This is a genomic window from Acinetobacter sp. YH12241 (genome assembly GCF_013417535.1).
Lineage (GTDB): Bacteria > Pseudomonadota > Gammaproteobacteria > Pseudomonadales > Moraxellaceae > Acinetobacter.
In genome coordinates this window covers 1-15,647 of the sequence record NZ_VPDQ01000025.1, presented here as the reverse complement: position 1 = coordinate 15,647, position 15,647 = coordinate 1, and the positions used below count along the sequence as shown (strand labels likewise).

Annotated in this window: 15 protein-coding genes and 1 pseudogene; 2 read left to right on the top strand and 14 right to left on the bottom strand. The window is 43.2% G+C overall.

Features of this window, described 5'->3' with window-relative positions; all coding sequences use genetic code 11:
• The first annotated feature begins 83 nt into the window (after nucleotides 1–83).
• Together FTV18_RS12325 and FTV18_RS12320 are read left to right on the top strand one after the other, a co-directional pair.
• Nucleotides 84–737, top strand: coding sequence for a hypothetical protein (locus tag FTV18_RS12325; RefSeq protein WP_180003502.1), 654 nt, complete (start codon nucleotides 84–86; stop codon nucleotides 735–737).
• A complete protein-coding gene (locus tag FTV18_RS12320; protein ID WP_180018276.1) occupies nucleotides 706–1,191 on the top strand; it encodes a hypothetical protein in 486 nt (161 codons plus the stop codon). The genes FTV18_RS12325 and FTV18_RS12320 overlap by 32 nt, the downstream gene beginning before the upstream one ends.
• Nucleotides 1,192–1,262: 71 nt before the next feature.
• On the opposite strand, the gene FTV18_RS12315 is transcribed toward FTV18_RS12320, so the two are convergent.
• From FTV18_RS12315 to FTV18_RS12255, 14 genes and pseudogenes are all read right to left on the bottom strand, one after another.
• A complete protein-coding gene (locus FTV18_RS12315; protein WP_180018278.1) occupies nucleotides 1,263–2,009 on the bottom strand; it encodes an N-acetylmuramoyl-L-alanine amidase in 747 nt (248 codons plus the stop codon).
• Between the two features lie 11 nt (nucleotides 2,010–2,020).
• Nucleotides 2,021–2,416: a hypothetical protein gene (locus tag FTV18_RS12310; RefSeq protein WP_034171137.1), complete on the bottom strand. Its 396-nt coding sequence runs from the start codon at nucleotides 2,414–2,416 to the stop codon at nucleotides 2,021–2,023.
• An 86-nt stretch (nucleotides 2,417–2,502) separates the two neighbouring features.
• Nucleotides 2,503–2,736 carry a hypothetical protein gene (locus FTV18_RS15755; protein ID WP_180011301.1) on the bottom strand — a complete coding sequence of 78 codons (234 nt, stop codon included), beginning with the start codon at nucleotides 2,734–2,736 and terminating at the stop codon, nucleotides 2,503–2,505.
• Nucleotides 2,729–4,816 (bottom strand): hypothetical protein, encoded by a 2,088-nt coding sequence (locus tag FTV18_RS12305; RefSeq protein ID WP_180018279.1) that lies wholly within the window; start codon nucleotides 4,814–4,816, stop codon nucleotides 2,729–2,731. Before FTV18_RS12305 ends, FTV18_RS15755 begins: the two co-directional genes overlap by 8 nt.
• Nucleotides 4,817–4,834: 18 nt before the next feature.
• The gene (locus FTV18_RS12300; protein ID WP_180018281.1) at nucleotides 4,835–5,221 is read right to left on the bottom strand and encodes a hypothetical protein; all 387 of its coding nucleotides are present in this window, start codon (nucleotides 5,219–5,221) and stop codon (nucleotides 4,835–4,837) included.
• Nucleotides 5,218–5,484 carry a hypothetical protein gene (locus tag FTV18_RS12295; protein WP_180018283.1) on the bottom strand — a complete coding sequence of 89 codons (267 nt, stop codon included), beginning with the start codon at nucleotides 5,482–5,484 and terminating at the stop codon, nucleotides 5,218–5,220. Before FTV18_RS12295 ends, FTV18_RS12300 begins: the two co-directional genes overlap by 4 nt.
• Nucleotides 5,485–6,729 carry a hypothetical protein gene (locus tag FTV18_RS12290; protein ID WP_180018285.1) on the bottom strand — a complete coding sequence of 415 codons (1,245 nt, stop codon included), beginning with the start codon at nucleotides 6,727–6,729 and terminating at the stop codon, nucleotides 5,485–5,487.
• 54 nt (nucleotides 6,730–6,783) lie between these two features.
• Complete coding sequence (locus tag FTV18_RS12285; RefSeq protein WP_180018287.1) at nucleotides 6,784–8,400, bottom strand: hypothetical protein; 1,617 nt, start codon at nucleotides 8,398–8,400, stop codon at nucleotides 6,784–6,786.
• 9 nt (nucleotides 8,401–8,409) lie between these two features.
• Nucleotides 8,410–10,374, bottom strand: coding sequence for a hypothetical protein (locus FTV18_RS12280; RefSeq protein ID WP_180018289.1), 1,965 nt, complete (start codon nucleotides 10,372–10,374; stop codon nucleotides 8,410–8,412).
• Nucleotides 10,364–10,783, bottom strand: coding sequence for a hypothetical protein (locus FTV18_RS12275; protein WP_180018292.1), 420 nt, complete (start codon nucleotides 10,781–10,783; stop codon nucleotides 10,364–10,366). The genes FTV18_RS12280 and FTV18_RS12275 overlap by 11 nt, the downstream gene beginning before the upstream one ends.
• Entirely contained in the window at nucleotides 10,780–14,514 is a 3,735-nt protein-coding gene (locus FTV18_RS12270) for a tape measure protein (RefSeq protein WP_180033307.1), read from the bottom strand. The genes FTV18_RS12275 and FTV18_RS12270 overlap by 4 nt, the downstream gene beginning before the upstream one ends.
• Before the next feature lie 83 nt (nucleotides 14,515–14,597).
• Nucleotides 14,598–15,188, bottom strand: a complete 591-nt coding sequence (locus tag FTV18_RS12265) for a hypothetical protein (protein ID WP_180018296.1) — start codon at nucleotides 15,186–15,188, stop codon at nucleotides 14,598–14,600.
• 12 nt (nucleotides 15,189–15,200) lie between these two features.
• Nucleotides 15,201–15,482 carry a hypothetical protein gene (locus tag FTV18_RS12260; protein ID WP_180018298.1) on the bottom strand — a complete coding sequence of 94 codons (282 nt, stop codon included), beginning with the start codon at nucleotides 15,480–15,482 and terminating at the stop codon, nucleotides 15,201–15,203.
• A gap of 51 nt (nucleotides 15,483–15,533) precedes the next feature.
• A pseudogene (locus FTV18_RS12255) lies at nucleotides 15,534–15,647 on the bottom strand (IS1595 family transposase); the annotation flags it as partial.

Here is a 15,647-nt window from a genome sequence, read left to right as displayed (position 1 = left end):
TATGGAATATACAGTAAATTTATTTGAATATTAATATTTTATGAGTATATTGCATTTACGAAATTATCATCAGATTTGAATATATGGCAATGAATATAAAAAATTTTTTACTATTAGGGATATTGGGATTTTTAACTGGATGTCAGGTTGTAGAAACTGCAGATGATAAAAAATCTGTTTCTATGCTACCACTGTATATTCCTAAAGAAGCGCGTTATTTAAATACTCCATCGAATGCACCCACCTCTGAAAAGTTGACGGCATATACAAATCAACTTGTTAGCCAAGAGCAAAAATATGCAACGATAAAAACTATTCCTTATACATTTTTTCAGGGTTCTGGCTCCCTTAGTGCGTACCCATATACCGTTTATACCTTTGATGGAAAACGCGTAAGATTTGTTGAGAATTCAATCATCAGCCCTTCTACTACAATGACTCGATTTGATTACTCGCAAGCAAAATTAAAACTACCGGTTGGTCAACATGACATTGTTTTTGTTAGCGGAATAGGTAACCATAGTTATTTCACTGAAATTAAAAATATAACCTTGGAAGAAAATAAAGATTATGTGATTGGTGTTGATCGTATTCCAGGCAGCAAGCCAAGAGTATTTATTGCTGAATATGAAGTGGATTCAAGATTTAAATCAAACGATCCAGACTCTATTGTAATTAAAAAACGAATTGTTGAAGATGTTGAGCATGCAAATCTCAAAAGTGTCAAAGTATATTAAAGAAACAGCTACTTTCGGATTATTGGCATCCTTAGCCCTATTACAGGGCTGCGTAAAAATGATCTTGCCGACTTCTGAAAGTGAATTAATCTCTAAGTCAATTGGCAAAGGTGGGTCAGTAGATGTTCCATTGGGATATGTAGATGCTTATGCGAATTTAAAGCAAGCGTATTTAAGATGTGAGCAGGTAAAAACTGCGAATTCATATGTATTAGTTGATGCAAATTTAGATCGGGAAAAAAATCTTGCCATTTTTTTTGGTAAAGCACCTTATGGCACCTATCTGTTTAAAACAACTATCACGCCATCTGATGCTAACAATTCTAAGCTTACTCTTCATTTGATGAAAGCTCAGCTATTAACGGAAAAAGCCAATCAAAATTTACTTCAAAAGCGTTTGGAGCGAGATAGACTACGTGCTTTAGGCCAAGACACTAAATGCAATAAAGATTAATTTTTCAAGCCAAGCATTATATTAAAGTTTTAAAAAAGCTGTGAACCCCAGGGTTGCACAGCAGTAAAATCTTAATTGCACTTTTCATAATCAATCAGCACTTTGGCCACAGCTTTTGCTGCAATCCAATAACGTGCCTGGTATGCTGCAAGCTCAGCTTCATTCGAAATAAAACCAAGCTCCACAATCAAACCGCCAGCATTCACGTATGCCAAGCGGCCACGTGCTGACTTAGATTGGTCAATCCAGCCATTATCGCCACGTAATCGGCTGCCCAATGCAGTTGCTACAGCTGCAGATAGATCCTGTGCCAATTTCTTATCTTTTGGCAAGGCAATTGTCTCTACTCCATTCGCTTGTCTCGAAGTCGCAGCATTCATATGGAATTCAACCGCAACACTAGATCCTTTGATCAACTTGATGGCCGATGAAAGCGGATCATTCTGTGATCCGGTACCATCATTTTTGACCTGAATGCCTGCCTCACGTAAATAAAAAGAAACCGCATTCCTGAAATTAGTCACCAAATCAGCTTCTTTAATTTTGCCATTCACTGCACCAGGATCAGAATTGCTATGTCCTGCCGTGATAGTGGCAAAACCTAAAGATTGCGATAGATTTGGCTGAGCCTTTTTACGGCCAATCAGCACCGCCAAGAACATCAAGCCCAATGAAGCAATCGTTTGATACGGTTCAGGCAAGACATTGGCGTTATACACTTCCTGCAAAACTAAATGTACGCAGGATAAAAAAAGCGCCATATAGGCGCCGTATTTTACTGAGTCAAACTTCCAAACACTTTCATTAATTAATTTCATCTTATCTCTCTTCACTGTTTGTTTTTTTGTTGATCAATCTGGTTCCGCATTGCTGCCAGGTCTGTATCCATGCGGATCTGCTTTGATTCGATAATGGCTAATTTTTGATTTAGTCCTGCATTTTCTTTAGCAAGTGCTGTACTCCCTTGAACTATCCATGAACCAAAGGCAATGAGTAGCCCAATAGCAGTTCCACCTAGGGCTTTCGCAAAGGTGAGCCCTCCTTTAGCCTGGTTCATATCCGCCTGAAGCAGATCAATATCCCGTCGGTTTGCCACAGCTTGTGACTGGTAATATTCATTCCGTTCAGTTAAGCGAATGACGTTGTTGTTTAATTCACCCATTTCCAAGCGCAGTTGATCTAATTTTTTCTCAACTCGCACCCCATACGTTTCGCTGTCAGGCATACGCCCCCCCTATTTTTTTGGCAATAAAAAAGCACCTAAAAAAGGTGCTGTCATTTGGTTAAGTTTAGACTTCTATTTCTGTAAGTTTAGACTTCTATTTCTGAATGCTGTCCAGTAGGTGCTGGCCTTAGGATCACTTGGTTTGAAATGAATACTCTAGTACCTAAATTGTAGGCTGTACCGGACGTACATAGTACCGGACCAGATCCACCGTCAATCTGTACCCGATACTCTGGATGTTTCACTGATGTAATGGTGCCAATGTATTCGGCATGGGTTGGATTCAAGAGCTTACGCAATTCAAATAAAGGATTACTCACGGCTGATGCGCTCCACGGTAATGGTTTCATTCACTTTTTCATGTGAGAAGCTACCTGAAACTGAGTCAATCACACCCCACCACTGGCCATTAAAAGCAATGGTTTTACCAGGTAGCATCTCACCTATTTCCTGACTGACCGGGATATCAGAGAATGTGTGCAGTTCCTGAATATTGGCTTTCACCAATGCATTCTTCCCATAGCTGGCACCTGACACCACATTGAATAGTGGACCAGTGACTGACTCAAGCGGCACATCACCTGAGGTACCCCGTTGCTGTACTTTCAGGCTCTCACCACTTCGACTATTTACTACAGTGATGGCATTGAAGTCAGCAATGTATTCATCGTTCTTCTTAATGTTCTGCTGCATGACCAGGCTTTCAGACAATAGAATATCGTAATCATCCACGGTCATCGTATCCCAATAGCCTTTCTGGTACCGGGGTAAAATAGTCAGTATGTTGCCTGCTTTCTGGCTATAGATAAAGCCACCGCCTGCATCAACCACCTGCTTGATTGCATCGATTGGCGCCAGTTCTGCATAGCTCAGGCTTTCAATCGGTACAATCCAACCCAGATCATCAATCAGTTTCCAGTCCAGAGTTGTACCGCTATTTGCTCGATCCAGTTCAGCCTGCACCAGCTGCACAGAGGTGCGTTCATTGTCCTGGATAAATGAGCGTGTTGGTCCGTATTTATCCGAGTTCAAAGCAGTAACACTTCGCCCCGGGTAAGTGTAAAGCACACTGGCAAAGCGTCGGGTTTCTTCGGGATCTTCCAGCAGAATATGATGCTCAAAGCCATTGATTATGACTTTAAGAATCAATGGCTGCCCATCGATCGGCTGTAGTTTATCTTTCTCGGTATGAGCCACTGTGATTGAGTAAGTCCAACACCACTGCGACCGGCTGGTGCTGTAGGTGCCATCCATGACTTTAATCTTCTCACCGGTATCTAAGCGCTCGGCTGTTAATGTATTCACGAGATACCACCAGTTCCTTTTCGGCAGTGCTGGAATACAGTCATCTGCACCAAAATTTAAAACAATATTGTGCGAATCGATGTCATGACACAGGCATACAAAGTTTAGATCGCCAGTGCCCTCATATTTGGGCGTTTCGGGCTTTGGCCAAGGTTGAATCGGATGCTTGCGATAATGAATCGCTTTGGCTTTATCCCATGGCAAATCTGACTTGGTAACAATTTCAAGCCCTTTATCCCATTCAAATGAAAACCGATGCTCAAAGACTTGAGCCACTTCATGTGAATAGGTAAACGTCTTACGACGGCGAATCATTTCCTGCCAGAGGGTTTCCCGGTTATGGCGCAGCTTGATGGTTTCTTCATGCAGATAACGCTGATGAATAAAGCGTTTATCACCCTCTTCCCAAATCACATATGCATCTGAACTTAAACCGGTTGCTTGCTCATGTATCGATCTAACCGCGCGATTCAATGACCCTGCTTGCTCATATTGAATATTTTTCTGATTGGAAATCACCAAACCCTGGTCATAAAAAAGAGCCTCATTTGAGACTCTTACTATAGGCTTGGCCCATGGTATTTCTGTGGTGCTCAAGGCTGCGATGGCTTTCTGATAGCGCATGTCAAAGCCGTAAGACACCCCGACAATATGATTAATATCAAACAGGGCTTTAACTTCGAATGAAAACCCAGTATCTAAAACCGTATCAATCGTGCACAGGTTTTCACTAAATACCGCTTCGATTTCAAAGTTAAAACTAGTGTCTAAGACTGTATCAATGTGCCCAATGACATCGGTGTTCTCTTTAAAGACTGCGACAACATCAAAGCTGAACTCAATATCAAGTACCGTGTCTATAACTGCAGTGTTTGCACCACTATCTGCATAGACTGCTGTGACTTCAAATGAAAACTCAGTATCAAGTGCTGTATCGATTACAGCAGAAACATCATCACCGAAATTGAGATTGGTTGATCCGTCGGCTAGATGCTCAAAATTAAGAGTGATGTTATGACTGTCAGTATTATCAGACTTAAAGTTCAGGTTTAAGTTGTGAGCATCAACGGTGCCGAGCTTATTTTTAAAATCCACATGAGCACCCTTTTTAAATTAAGGTCTGAGTTTTATCGAAGTGACTGACAACGTGCCGCCAAGCGCGAGATTGGTGTTGGCCAGAGAAATATCTGTACCTACTGTCAGATCGGCAGCCACTTCACCTGCACCATTATAAATACGTGCCCACGTTGCAGTGCCTGACTTGATCACTGTTGCGGTATCGGTTGGGTGAAACTCCACATAAGTTGCAGTGGTTTCTTTGATACATGGCTCAGGAAACGTGAGTGTCACCAAAGCACTGTTTGAGTCTGCTGTAACAGCAGGGCTGGCAGGCTGCACGCCTTCATAAAAAATAACGGTAGCACTTTGGCTACCGTTATCCATGAAATTTGCAAAGGCTTGAATCATGGCAAGCCGGGCATTAACTGATGTTTTACTCATTTTGGTACCACGTTATCTTGGATGACTGCATTAAACTGACGCTTTGGGTCGATAGATGTAATTGTATAAGCATTAATTAAAGGAATATTTACTCGATAACGACCATCAGCGTCGCTTTTCGTCGTAGCTATTAACATGCCATTGTTTCGGTTATAAATATTGACTTGTCTTGCCACCGGAATACCTAGCTCATATATGCGCCCAGCTATGACCGTCCATTTCTGAGCATGTATAGATAAATTAATGGGGGTTAATATATCCATTTACCTTTGCTCCAGTGTATAGCCATGCTTAATAAGAAGTATTGCTTCATTCATTGAGTAGCGCGTAACGTACTTGCCGATATTTGAAACCCCTTCCACATTAGATGAATTGGCAGTGCTCTTAATGAAAGGCAGATATCCAATATAATTATCACCAACTGTTAGCATAAAGGGGACAAAAAACACATTACTAGATGCAGATACGGAGGCGTTTTTATTGTTACCTTGCCCAAGATAGATAGACTGACCTGCAAGTTCGTAATTTGAACTTCCTGCCGCATCAAACCAGATAGCTGCATTTAAATATAAGCCACCATAAGCAGGTGTAGTGTTACCACCTAGCCTTACTCCAGACCTAGCGTGCGCAACAAGGTTATCACTCTCTTTAGCTCTTATTTGAACTCCAGCAGCCAGTAAAGCTAGATTTCTAGTATTATTCCTGGCATCTAAAAATTCGAGATATCCATATGTCTGAAAAAGACCTCGGTCACTGACAGTAACATCCAGAACAAAACCGTCAGCCCCCCCCACAAGTAAGAATTGTGAATTGACGGGGGTGGTTATCTGGGTGTTATCTGTTATAGTACTGGCTGAACCACCGTGATTGGCGGTTCGATAGTACCATTTTGCCCAGCCGTGATAAGCTCCATCCCACTCCCAATTGCTATTTGGTTTTGCGGGATCATACGGCATTTGTACACCAGTAATGTTGTTAATATCAGTCATACCGGACACCACGCCTACCTTTGCAAATTTTGCACCTGTTGCCGCAGCACCACTTACACAAAAATCATGTACCAGCAAAATTAAACCTAATGACTCAGGATCGGTAGAGCGATATGCACGTTTTGGTTCAATAGATTCAACTGGTGTTTGATATACAACCTCAAAATCAAGTGGCGCTGTAAAACAAGTTGCTGTACCCGAAATAACACTTGGATGTTCCGCTGTACATTCAATCGTGATTAAGCTAGTGTCAGCACTTAAAACCCTATAATCACCATCCCAGCCATTTGTTGAGCCGGTGATACGTACCACTTGGCGATCAATAAAACCATGACCACTGCCCAAGTGGATAGTTGCGGTAATAGCAGTAGGTGTTGACTTGCTTATGCTTATCACTGGCACATGATTAAAACCATTAACCAAGACCGCATCGAGTAAATTGATCATTGAACCCCAAGCATTAGATAGCTGAGGGATGCCCTTCATGGTATTTTGATAGTGCTTTACTAAACCTGCCATCTTTTTTACCTATAAAAAAAAGACCACACAAAGCGGTCATATTTAAATTAATGTTTACAGCACGCGGTCAATGTCGCCACGTAGCATGATTTGGAATTGATCTGACATAACAGTTGGCTCAGATTGCTTCACTGTACGAATCACCCAGACTGGGAAGTTTGCAGCTACAGTATTGAAGCGCAGCACGTTACCATTTGCCCAGCCCGCGCCCCAACCTTCTTTTTTCACTGTGAAATATGGCAAGCCTGTTACTGGGTTGATTGGAGCAAAATCCACATTCACACTCCCTGTGCCGATCTGCCCTGAGTATTCACCAACACAGCGGAATGATTGTGCATCAGTGAAGATCAGTGCCCATCGCTCTTGAATAGCGCCTTTATTCGTCACAGCAATTGGATATAACGCATCGTTATAGTTGGCTGAAATGCCGCTACCCGTTGGCTCATCAACCCATACATTACTCCACGAGCCTTGCACAAACTTGCGTGTGTAACGCGCCTGCATGTCACCAATCACTAAAGCAGATCCTACGATGGTATCCACCGCATCATAGTTATGTGTTAAGGGCTTGGTGAAAGTCAGCTGACCATTGATCTGCACATCACGTATCAGACCCATATCCTGATAGCGGTATTTTGTCACCAGTGGCTCAACCAGATTACCTAGCATAAAGTCACCACCGAGTGTCACACGGCCATAATCATAATCAACTGTGTACAAATCGAAAGCTACTTTCGTTCCGTTGGCATCTTCAAGTTCTGCCCATGAAATGCGCTGATCATTCAGATCGTACGTGGTTCCTGCAATTGCACTTGGTAATTCCTGAGCCTTACTTGAACTGACAATACCAATTCCACCAACCCGAAAGATCGGCACCCGGCCATCAATCGGCAAGCGTGTAGCAGACAGACCTAGAATTTCAGAGTCTAGTGGGATATAGGTATACGCCACAGCGTTATAGCGTACGGATGAAGCATCCACCCAGACTGGCACATTGATATAAGTATCGACTCCCTCCTGATATTCCAGCAGCGGGTCATACCAGTCGTTTGACTCAATTTCCGCTCGGTTGGCTTCGGTGATTTTGGTTTTGGTATAGAAGTAAATCGTGACAAAGCCATTTTCCCAATTCACTTGGCCATGCGCCCGGCTGGTTTCGATTACGCCATTTTCATCAGCGGTTAATGTCAGCTGACCAAATTCAGTGGTACCCACAACCACAGTTAAGGATTGTGGCCGGATCGGCATGATCGGCGCTCTAAAGCTGATCTTATTGACTGGCAACAAGTCGGTTGTGGTAGTTAAGGATTCCAAGGTAATCGTGTTATCTGTATTCGGTGTCCAGGAATCGATTTCAACGATCCCGGTACCGTATTGAATAACACCCGACTGAATCCCACTATTACTGGCTGGATTCACATTGCGATACAGCAAGCCAGTACGGTCCAAAAAGGTATCGGCGCCAACCTTAAAACGCGCAGAACCTGTCAAAATCTGCTCATCAAAGCCAGAAGATAAATCCAGTTTGAGCTTATTGGCCGTCACCATATGGGTTGCCGAGTTCGATCCTGATGTATCACGATATTTAATCTGAACATCTACAGCACCAAAGGCTTTCAGTTCAACCTGTTCACCAGAAATATTGGATGTTTGTGGAGAATAAAAAGACATATTTCCTCTCTATGCTGCGGCATAAGTGGCCATAGGTGTAAACGTGGATTTGAAGCGATGACCCACGCCCTGAGGTGTAACTTCAACCGCACCGGTAGCATATGTAATTGAACCTTGTACTTGACCACGCTCATTAACAAGATTGCCAATCGTTGCATTTACAGGTGTGTCGATCAGCGTCACAAAGCCAGCTACCATACCATCACTACTTTTAACCGGAATTCTTAATTCCACGCTATTTGGCTGAATTGCTGATCCCGTACCAATGGTAAAGGTCAGCTTTTGATTTACAGGAGTAACATCCATTTTGGTCTGCTCAAGTGAAGTGCCGTAGTTATAGATCACCGAAAAGACCGTACCTTTTTGTGGCAACTTATTCGGAATGATTTTGCCAATCCCGGTGGCATAATTAATTTCACCGGTGGCATCACCGGTAAATTTGCCCTGGGCATTGGAGGTTGCTGTTTTCTCTTCACCTTCAAGCATCCAGTTAATGGTGATGCCCGGTAATACACCCGGCCGACCTAAATCAAAATCAAAGGCAGCTTTTTCTACACTTAAATTTGATCGTACGAAGGTGACAATTGGTGTGCCCCAGTTCAGCAGAATTGGTGTATCTACATCTGGTAATGCACCAGTCGTTAATAGCCATGAGCCGGTTTCATAGTTGATCATACCCGAACCAAATGACGGACTGGCAGCCTTTAACTGCCCAGATCCATCATCTTTAAGTTCATAGAACTTGCCTTGTGACATATACGAGATGGACAAAGCGCCTGGTGCTGGAATCGGAATTAAAACACCGGACCAATTGCTACCTTGATTATTCTGAGTCACCGGAATCGTGTGGCTTTGATAATACTGGTTTGGTGCCGCAGCTGGTTTGAATGTGATATTTAGGCTAGTGGTTCCAGCAGGTGCGGATGATGTCCACTGAATCAAACCACGCTGATAATCAACTGTGCCGACCTGTGTGCCTTGAGTATTCTTGAGCAAGCCACCTTGATCGGTGATCTGCTGCCCCTGTAATGTAAACGCCACGCTAGATGGAATCACTGCTGAACCGATATACAGGTTCTGGCTCACACCAATCACCATATTCGGATAATTGACCGTGATGGTACCTTCATTACCCGCTACCAGTACCACGCTTTCACCTGCAGCGTTGACATCAATAATTGGAGTCTCTGTCTGGGCAGATGGGATCAGCTGTGCAAAGATGCTTTTAGCATTTACCGTAAATTCACCCACGTTTGCATCAGATGCCAGTGCTGTCGATGAATAGTAAAGCCCTGTGTCTGCAACAATGGTATCGCGGATAATGGTTTTTGAGGTATTGCCCGCGTACCACTGACGGGCTGAAAGGCCGACGAAATCAATTTCCAAAGCATCATTTAACGAATAAGTGGCAACTTTGTATTCAACACTCTTGCCATCAATGACCATGACTGCGGTACGCGTTTCAACTTTAGTAATACGTACATACTGTTCACGCTCTAAAGCTTTACCTTCATCACTGATCAGGACAATCGTATCCCCAACGGATGATTCAACCTCTTGCGGAAACATGGCCACCTGCAGCGATGCCATACCTTTCCAGTGCGTATCCAGTGGCGTACCAGCAATCTGCCCGCCTTTGGCCAGATAATTCTCTACCCGGTTCTGAGCCGACTGACGTTCATCCGTCCAGTTCTTGGTGCTAAACAATAATGCTGAGACATTTGGATCTTCTGGTAGCTCAGATACAAATACCGTTGCACCCATGAGTAAATCAGTGTCTTCAGTCGTAACTGCTGGAAAAACCTTGCGCATGGACACATCACCCATGGTTCGATCCATTTCAGATACATCATTGAACAGGTTATTACTAATGCCATCCTGCACTACAACACCAGAATATTTACCACCGCCATCCGAGTTATCAGTCAAGCGTTCAGACTTGTAAATTACTAAATCCTTAGTTTCAATCGCCATCGTCTAACTCCGTAAAGCGTAAGGTCACGTTGTAATAATCATCCAGTGATACAGCTGGAATTCCTTTCACCGGTGCAGCCTCTAAGGCTCCCTCCTGGTGGTTAAATTTGACTATGAATTCTCGGTTGTCATGAGGCTGCTCAAACTTCAGTTTGAAATTCTCTTCCTGCAGTTTTGACCATTCCAAAACAGTCCGCAGTTCACGTAGCTTGATCCAGCCCATTTCTTGGTCTGCTGGCTGCAAGGTGATTGGTCGGCCCGACTTCTTTTTGCCTTCCTGAATATGCAAAGTGCCATCCATTGCATAAGCCTGAGTTTGTTCGATGGGCTTCCAGGAGAATTCATCAGACCATAAAAAACCGTCCTCTAATGGGACGGTTTCTGATGTTGCTAAGCGAATGAGTTTCATGTTGATTTCGCTATACCTTTTAATTGATTTACCAGATTGGTCATTACATCCTTTTGGCTTGCATCACCTGTAAGGGATAGGGTTTGACCTCCGAATTGGATGTTGTAATTCACACTTTCCTTAATGCTTTGTGTAGCAGCATTTGATGACACAGAAGGAATTGATGGCGCATAATCACCCAAGTTGGCTGATCTACCACTTTTACCTACATACTGCTCCAACTTCTCAATCTGTTCCATAACATACATAGCATTACCTAAAGCCTTCTGGTTATCGTAAGCAGTAGTACCATACTTTTTCTTCACCCATTCATTGGAGGCTGATTTGTAATACCCCCCAGCCACCGGCTCGGCATCCTGAAAAAGTTGCTTGGCTTTTTGCTTAGTATCACCTTCATAACCAATATCCTTAAGTCTCTGTTCAATTTCTTCAACAGAAAGCCCATGTTTAGCAGTTGTTCCAGTTTTGGATGCCTTCATCTTGCCCTGAGAAGCCATAGCTGCTTCCGTTGCTTTGCGAGCTTCTTCCCATGCTTCAGTAGTATCGTTACCTGCTCTAACACCCCTACGGCCGAGATCATCGAAGCCATCACCTGCATTACCTGTGGCATTACGAACACGGTGTAAGCTTTCTTCCACAGCATTATTGGCTTTCACTGAAACTTGGCCGGTTTCACTGACTTGGATCGATAAACCTAGTGAAGCTGCTTTGGCATTTGCTGCTGCAATACTTTGAGCATCGCCCGAGGCATACGCCAGCTGAATTGTTTTTTCATAAGCCTTTTGCAGATCAGCTTGGGTGGCCTGACCGCTCTGGCGCACTGTTTCAAAATCCGCTAAAGCCATTTGAGCTGACAATCGAAGTTGCTCCTTAGTTTTAATACCAAGACGCTCGAAAGCCTTTCCTGTTTCATCTAAGACATCAGGTAGTTCCGATGTAGCTCTCTTTATTGCAACAACACCCAATTCAACCTGCTTAGTTGAGAACACTCCCTGTGCCTCAAACTCACGCATCTTGGCATTTGCCGCATCGATCTCCGCCTGGCTTTTTGCCTTACTAAGCCAATCCTCCCATGCTTGGTAAAGAACATCACCAGCTTGTTTACCTGTATACCCTGCCTCACCCAACTTGGTCTTAAGTCCATCCAGTTCATTCCCGGAACTACTGAATGATTTAGAAACCTTGTTTAGTGAAACATCCAGATCCACGCCAAACAACTTGGCAGCGGCAGAGGCTCTTGAATATGCCGTTTCAGCCACTTGGCCGGACCCGGTATTAGCTTTATTTAATTCAGCTATACGTAAGTCGCGGTTTTGGGATAGCTCAGCTTCTTTGGCATTGATGGCGGTAATGGACGCCTGAGCAGAAGCTAAAGCATTTAGATCACCAGTTTTCTTGGCTTGCTCAATCTGTTGTTCCAGAAGTGCACGTTCAACTGTAGCCTGTTTCTGATAAGCCAAATATTCCTCATCGGCTTTCTTAACATTCTCCTTGGCCAGCCTTAGAGCTTCTTCCTTTTTAGCAGCACTTTCAGCAGCCTGTTCTGCACTTTGACTTGCCTGAACACTAACCTTTCCAGCCTCATCGATGGTGACGATATAGCCTTTGGTTAATAGATCGGCCTGCATCACGCCGTCCATGACACCGCCATTGGCCTTGATAGCAGCCTCGGCATAATCCTGAGCAGAAGCCAGCATATCCTTATCTAATGTGGCTTTATTGGCTGCATGCTCCTTTTCGCGGCCCTCCAGTTCATTAGATTTCTGAATGATTGCATCAATGGTCGACTGGTTGCCATCCTTACGAGCCTGATTTAATTGCGCATTGATGGCCGCACGTTCGCCTGCCAATTCCTTGGACTTTAGAACGAATTCCTGGTCTTGTTTTATTAGCTCTGCAAAGGTGGCATTGTTATTTTGTAGGGATTCTTGGTTTTTCTGATCCTGAGTTTTTCCAATCTCTTGGATGGCTGCTATGCCCCTTGATTTAAAATCTGTTGCCCCATTTGAAGCCCGATCATAATATTCTTGGGCTTTCTTAGCCATTGCCTCCATGTCTGCAATAGCTTGGTCTTTAGCATCACCCCATTTAAGTTTAGCCTTAAATCCCTCCCATGCGGCACCAACGTCATAGAACACACCAGCAAGCAAATTAGAAACAATACTAATTGTCTCGAAACCATCACCGATAAAACCAAAGACCACATTAAGAGCCTGTAAAGCTTTGGTGAAGCCATTAGTTTTATCTGTTGCGGTATCTATACCACTATCAAAATTAAACATTGCTCCAAGGAGTGTATTTAACTGATCTACAGTGTTTCCAATTCCAGTCCCTAGAGTGCTAGCCATAGACTTTACAGTCTCATAGGCAGTACTTAATGCCTCTTTAAGTGCTTCAATTGTGGCTGGGTCAATCTTCTTAAGCTGATCCCCTACCCAGATAAATCCCTCGCCAATGTCCTTAAGTATGGTCTCTATTACATTCATGTTGTCAGCAAGGGTTACCAGCCACTGTGCTACTGTTGCAGATGCACCGTTTGCCTGATCCATTGTACCAATCAGGATCTGCCATTGTGTAGCGATACGCTGCAAGGCATTGCCGATGGTTGTTGGGAACTTAGCATAATCAGCTTCAATTGCTGTTGACTGCTGCTGTAGTGCCTGAATGACCTTCTCAGCTGAGAGTTCGCCATTCTCAGCCATCTTACGCAGTTCACCGGTGGTTACCCCGAGTGACTGAGCTAAAGCTTTAGAAATACCTGGAGCTTGCTCCATGATGGAATTGAACTCATCACCGCGCAATACGCCAGATTGCAGTGCTTGAGTCAGCTGAACAATTGCAGCCTCACTGGCAGCAGCATCTCCACCACCAGTTTGGATGGCCATATTGATGGTCTTAACTAGATCCAGGCTTTGCTGCTGGGTCATTCCCATCTGCTTGCCCACATCATTCACTTTTGTGAATAAACCTGCAGTAGCATCAAGACTAGTATTGGTCATCAGCGAAACTTGATGCACCCCAGCCATAGCTTGGGTAAAGTTTCCACCCTCACTGGTTGCGATGTTAATTCGTGCTGAAAGGTTGGTATAAGAATCTGCAGCTTGTGCAAGCTCACGAATACCCAGACCAATACCAATACCACCCATTACCCCGATAAGGGCGGTGTATCCAGTTTTTAGAGCTCCAATACCTTTTTGCGCCGTCTGAGCTGCTGTATCCGTATTTTCTAGACTTGTATTTGCTTTATTTACTTCTGCTTGAAAACCGTTAAATGCCTGGTCTGCCTGTTGAACTTCTTTTTCAAGCTGATCAACTTCTACCTGTGCCTTTTCAATATCTGCTGGTGAAGCTTTGGTTTTGGAAAATGCTTCAAGATTCTGCTTAGCTTGGGCTAAATCCCCTTTAAGCTGATCTAGAGCCTTTTCAGCCTTATTTCCAAAATCAGTAAAATTACCTGCTGTAGATTTTGCATTATCACCAGCATCCTTAATGATTCCTGTAGCAGCATTTAAGGATTGTGAAAGCTTGTCCGCTAACTCACTGGTTCCTTTTGGGATAATATTTCCCATCTCTTTAGAAGCATCAGTAGTCGCTTGTTTTAAAAGTTCTGATTCTTGTTTTATTGCATTGAATACTGACTTAGCCGCATCTTCAGACTGCTTGATATTGCCAACAAAACTTTTAGTGTCGGCATCCATGATTAATTTGAATGTTAAGTTTTTACCAGACATGCTGACCTCTAAATTTTAGGCATTAAAAAACCCGCCGAAGCGGGTGAAATTAGGCATCAAAAAAACATCCGAGGGTGCTTTTTTTAACAGTACTCTATTAATGCATTAGCATTTTCTTGAAAAATACTACTCGCATTTATAAATCCTGTGGATAGAATTTCGTTTTTCTGCATGAATTGCAAAAATCCATCAATCGCAAAATCATAGGATTTTAATAACTCTTGCTTTAATTTGACCTCGCAAGCTGTTTCAGTTGCTCGCCCCTCCAAATCTCGCTTGATTTGCTGCATGTCTTTCACCGGTTGAGATAAGGCTATTCTAGAGGTTGAATTAGCCACCTTAAAAGCATCACTCCATCTTCCCGCCAAGCCCACATAGAACGCTCTGCCATCCTTGCTCATTTCAGGTGATTCCACTACTTTTTTTGCTTCTAGGTAGTCCATTTGGTACTTAGATTGCAAATTTTTTATTTTAGAATCAACCTCAATCTTTTGGGCCTTTGCCTCCTCAGCCATCTTTAACTTATTCTGCTCCGCTTCCGCCTCTGCTTTCACCTTCTGCTGGTGAGCAATCTCCGCCTGCTTTAATCTTTCAGCCGATGCTTTATTACTTTGATACATAAAATAAAACATACCGGATGCCAGAACTAAAAGGCCAATGATTAAGTATTTCATTGGGCATCCCTCTTAAATATTACGCCATAAGATTTTCACAATTCTGTCGCGACATAAAATGATGGTGTATTCCTGCAAATCCACTTCTTTTACATACTCAGTAGCTGCACAATATAGCTTGCCATCATCAAGCACGTAGTGTCTTGGGCCTCTAACTTCTAATTTGTCTTTTAGAGATTGATGACTATCACCAATTTTTACCAGGTCACCAGATGGAGTACGAATACTGGTAGTTGTTCTCTCAGCAAAAGCAAACCCCGACACTAAACACAAAGCTAATAATAAATATTTCACATTTCACCCCTAAATTATTATGGCTCTAGACTAGCAGATTTACACTTAATTTTACCTAATGAGGTTCCACAGCTCAGTTGCTAACTCATTAGGTTCCCTCATCCAACGCCATTCAGTTTCTTTAAGATGATAATCAAAGTACTCTTTTGATATGCCGTTAAACTT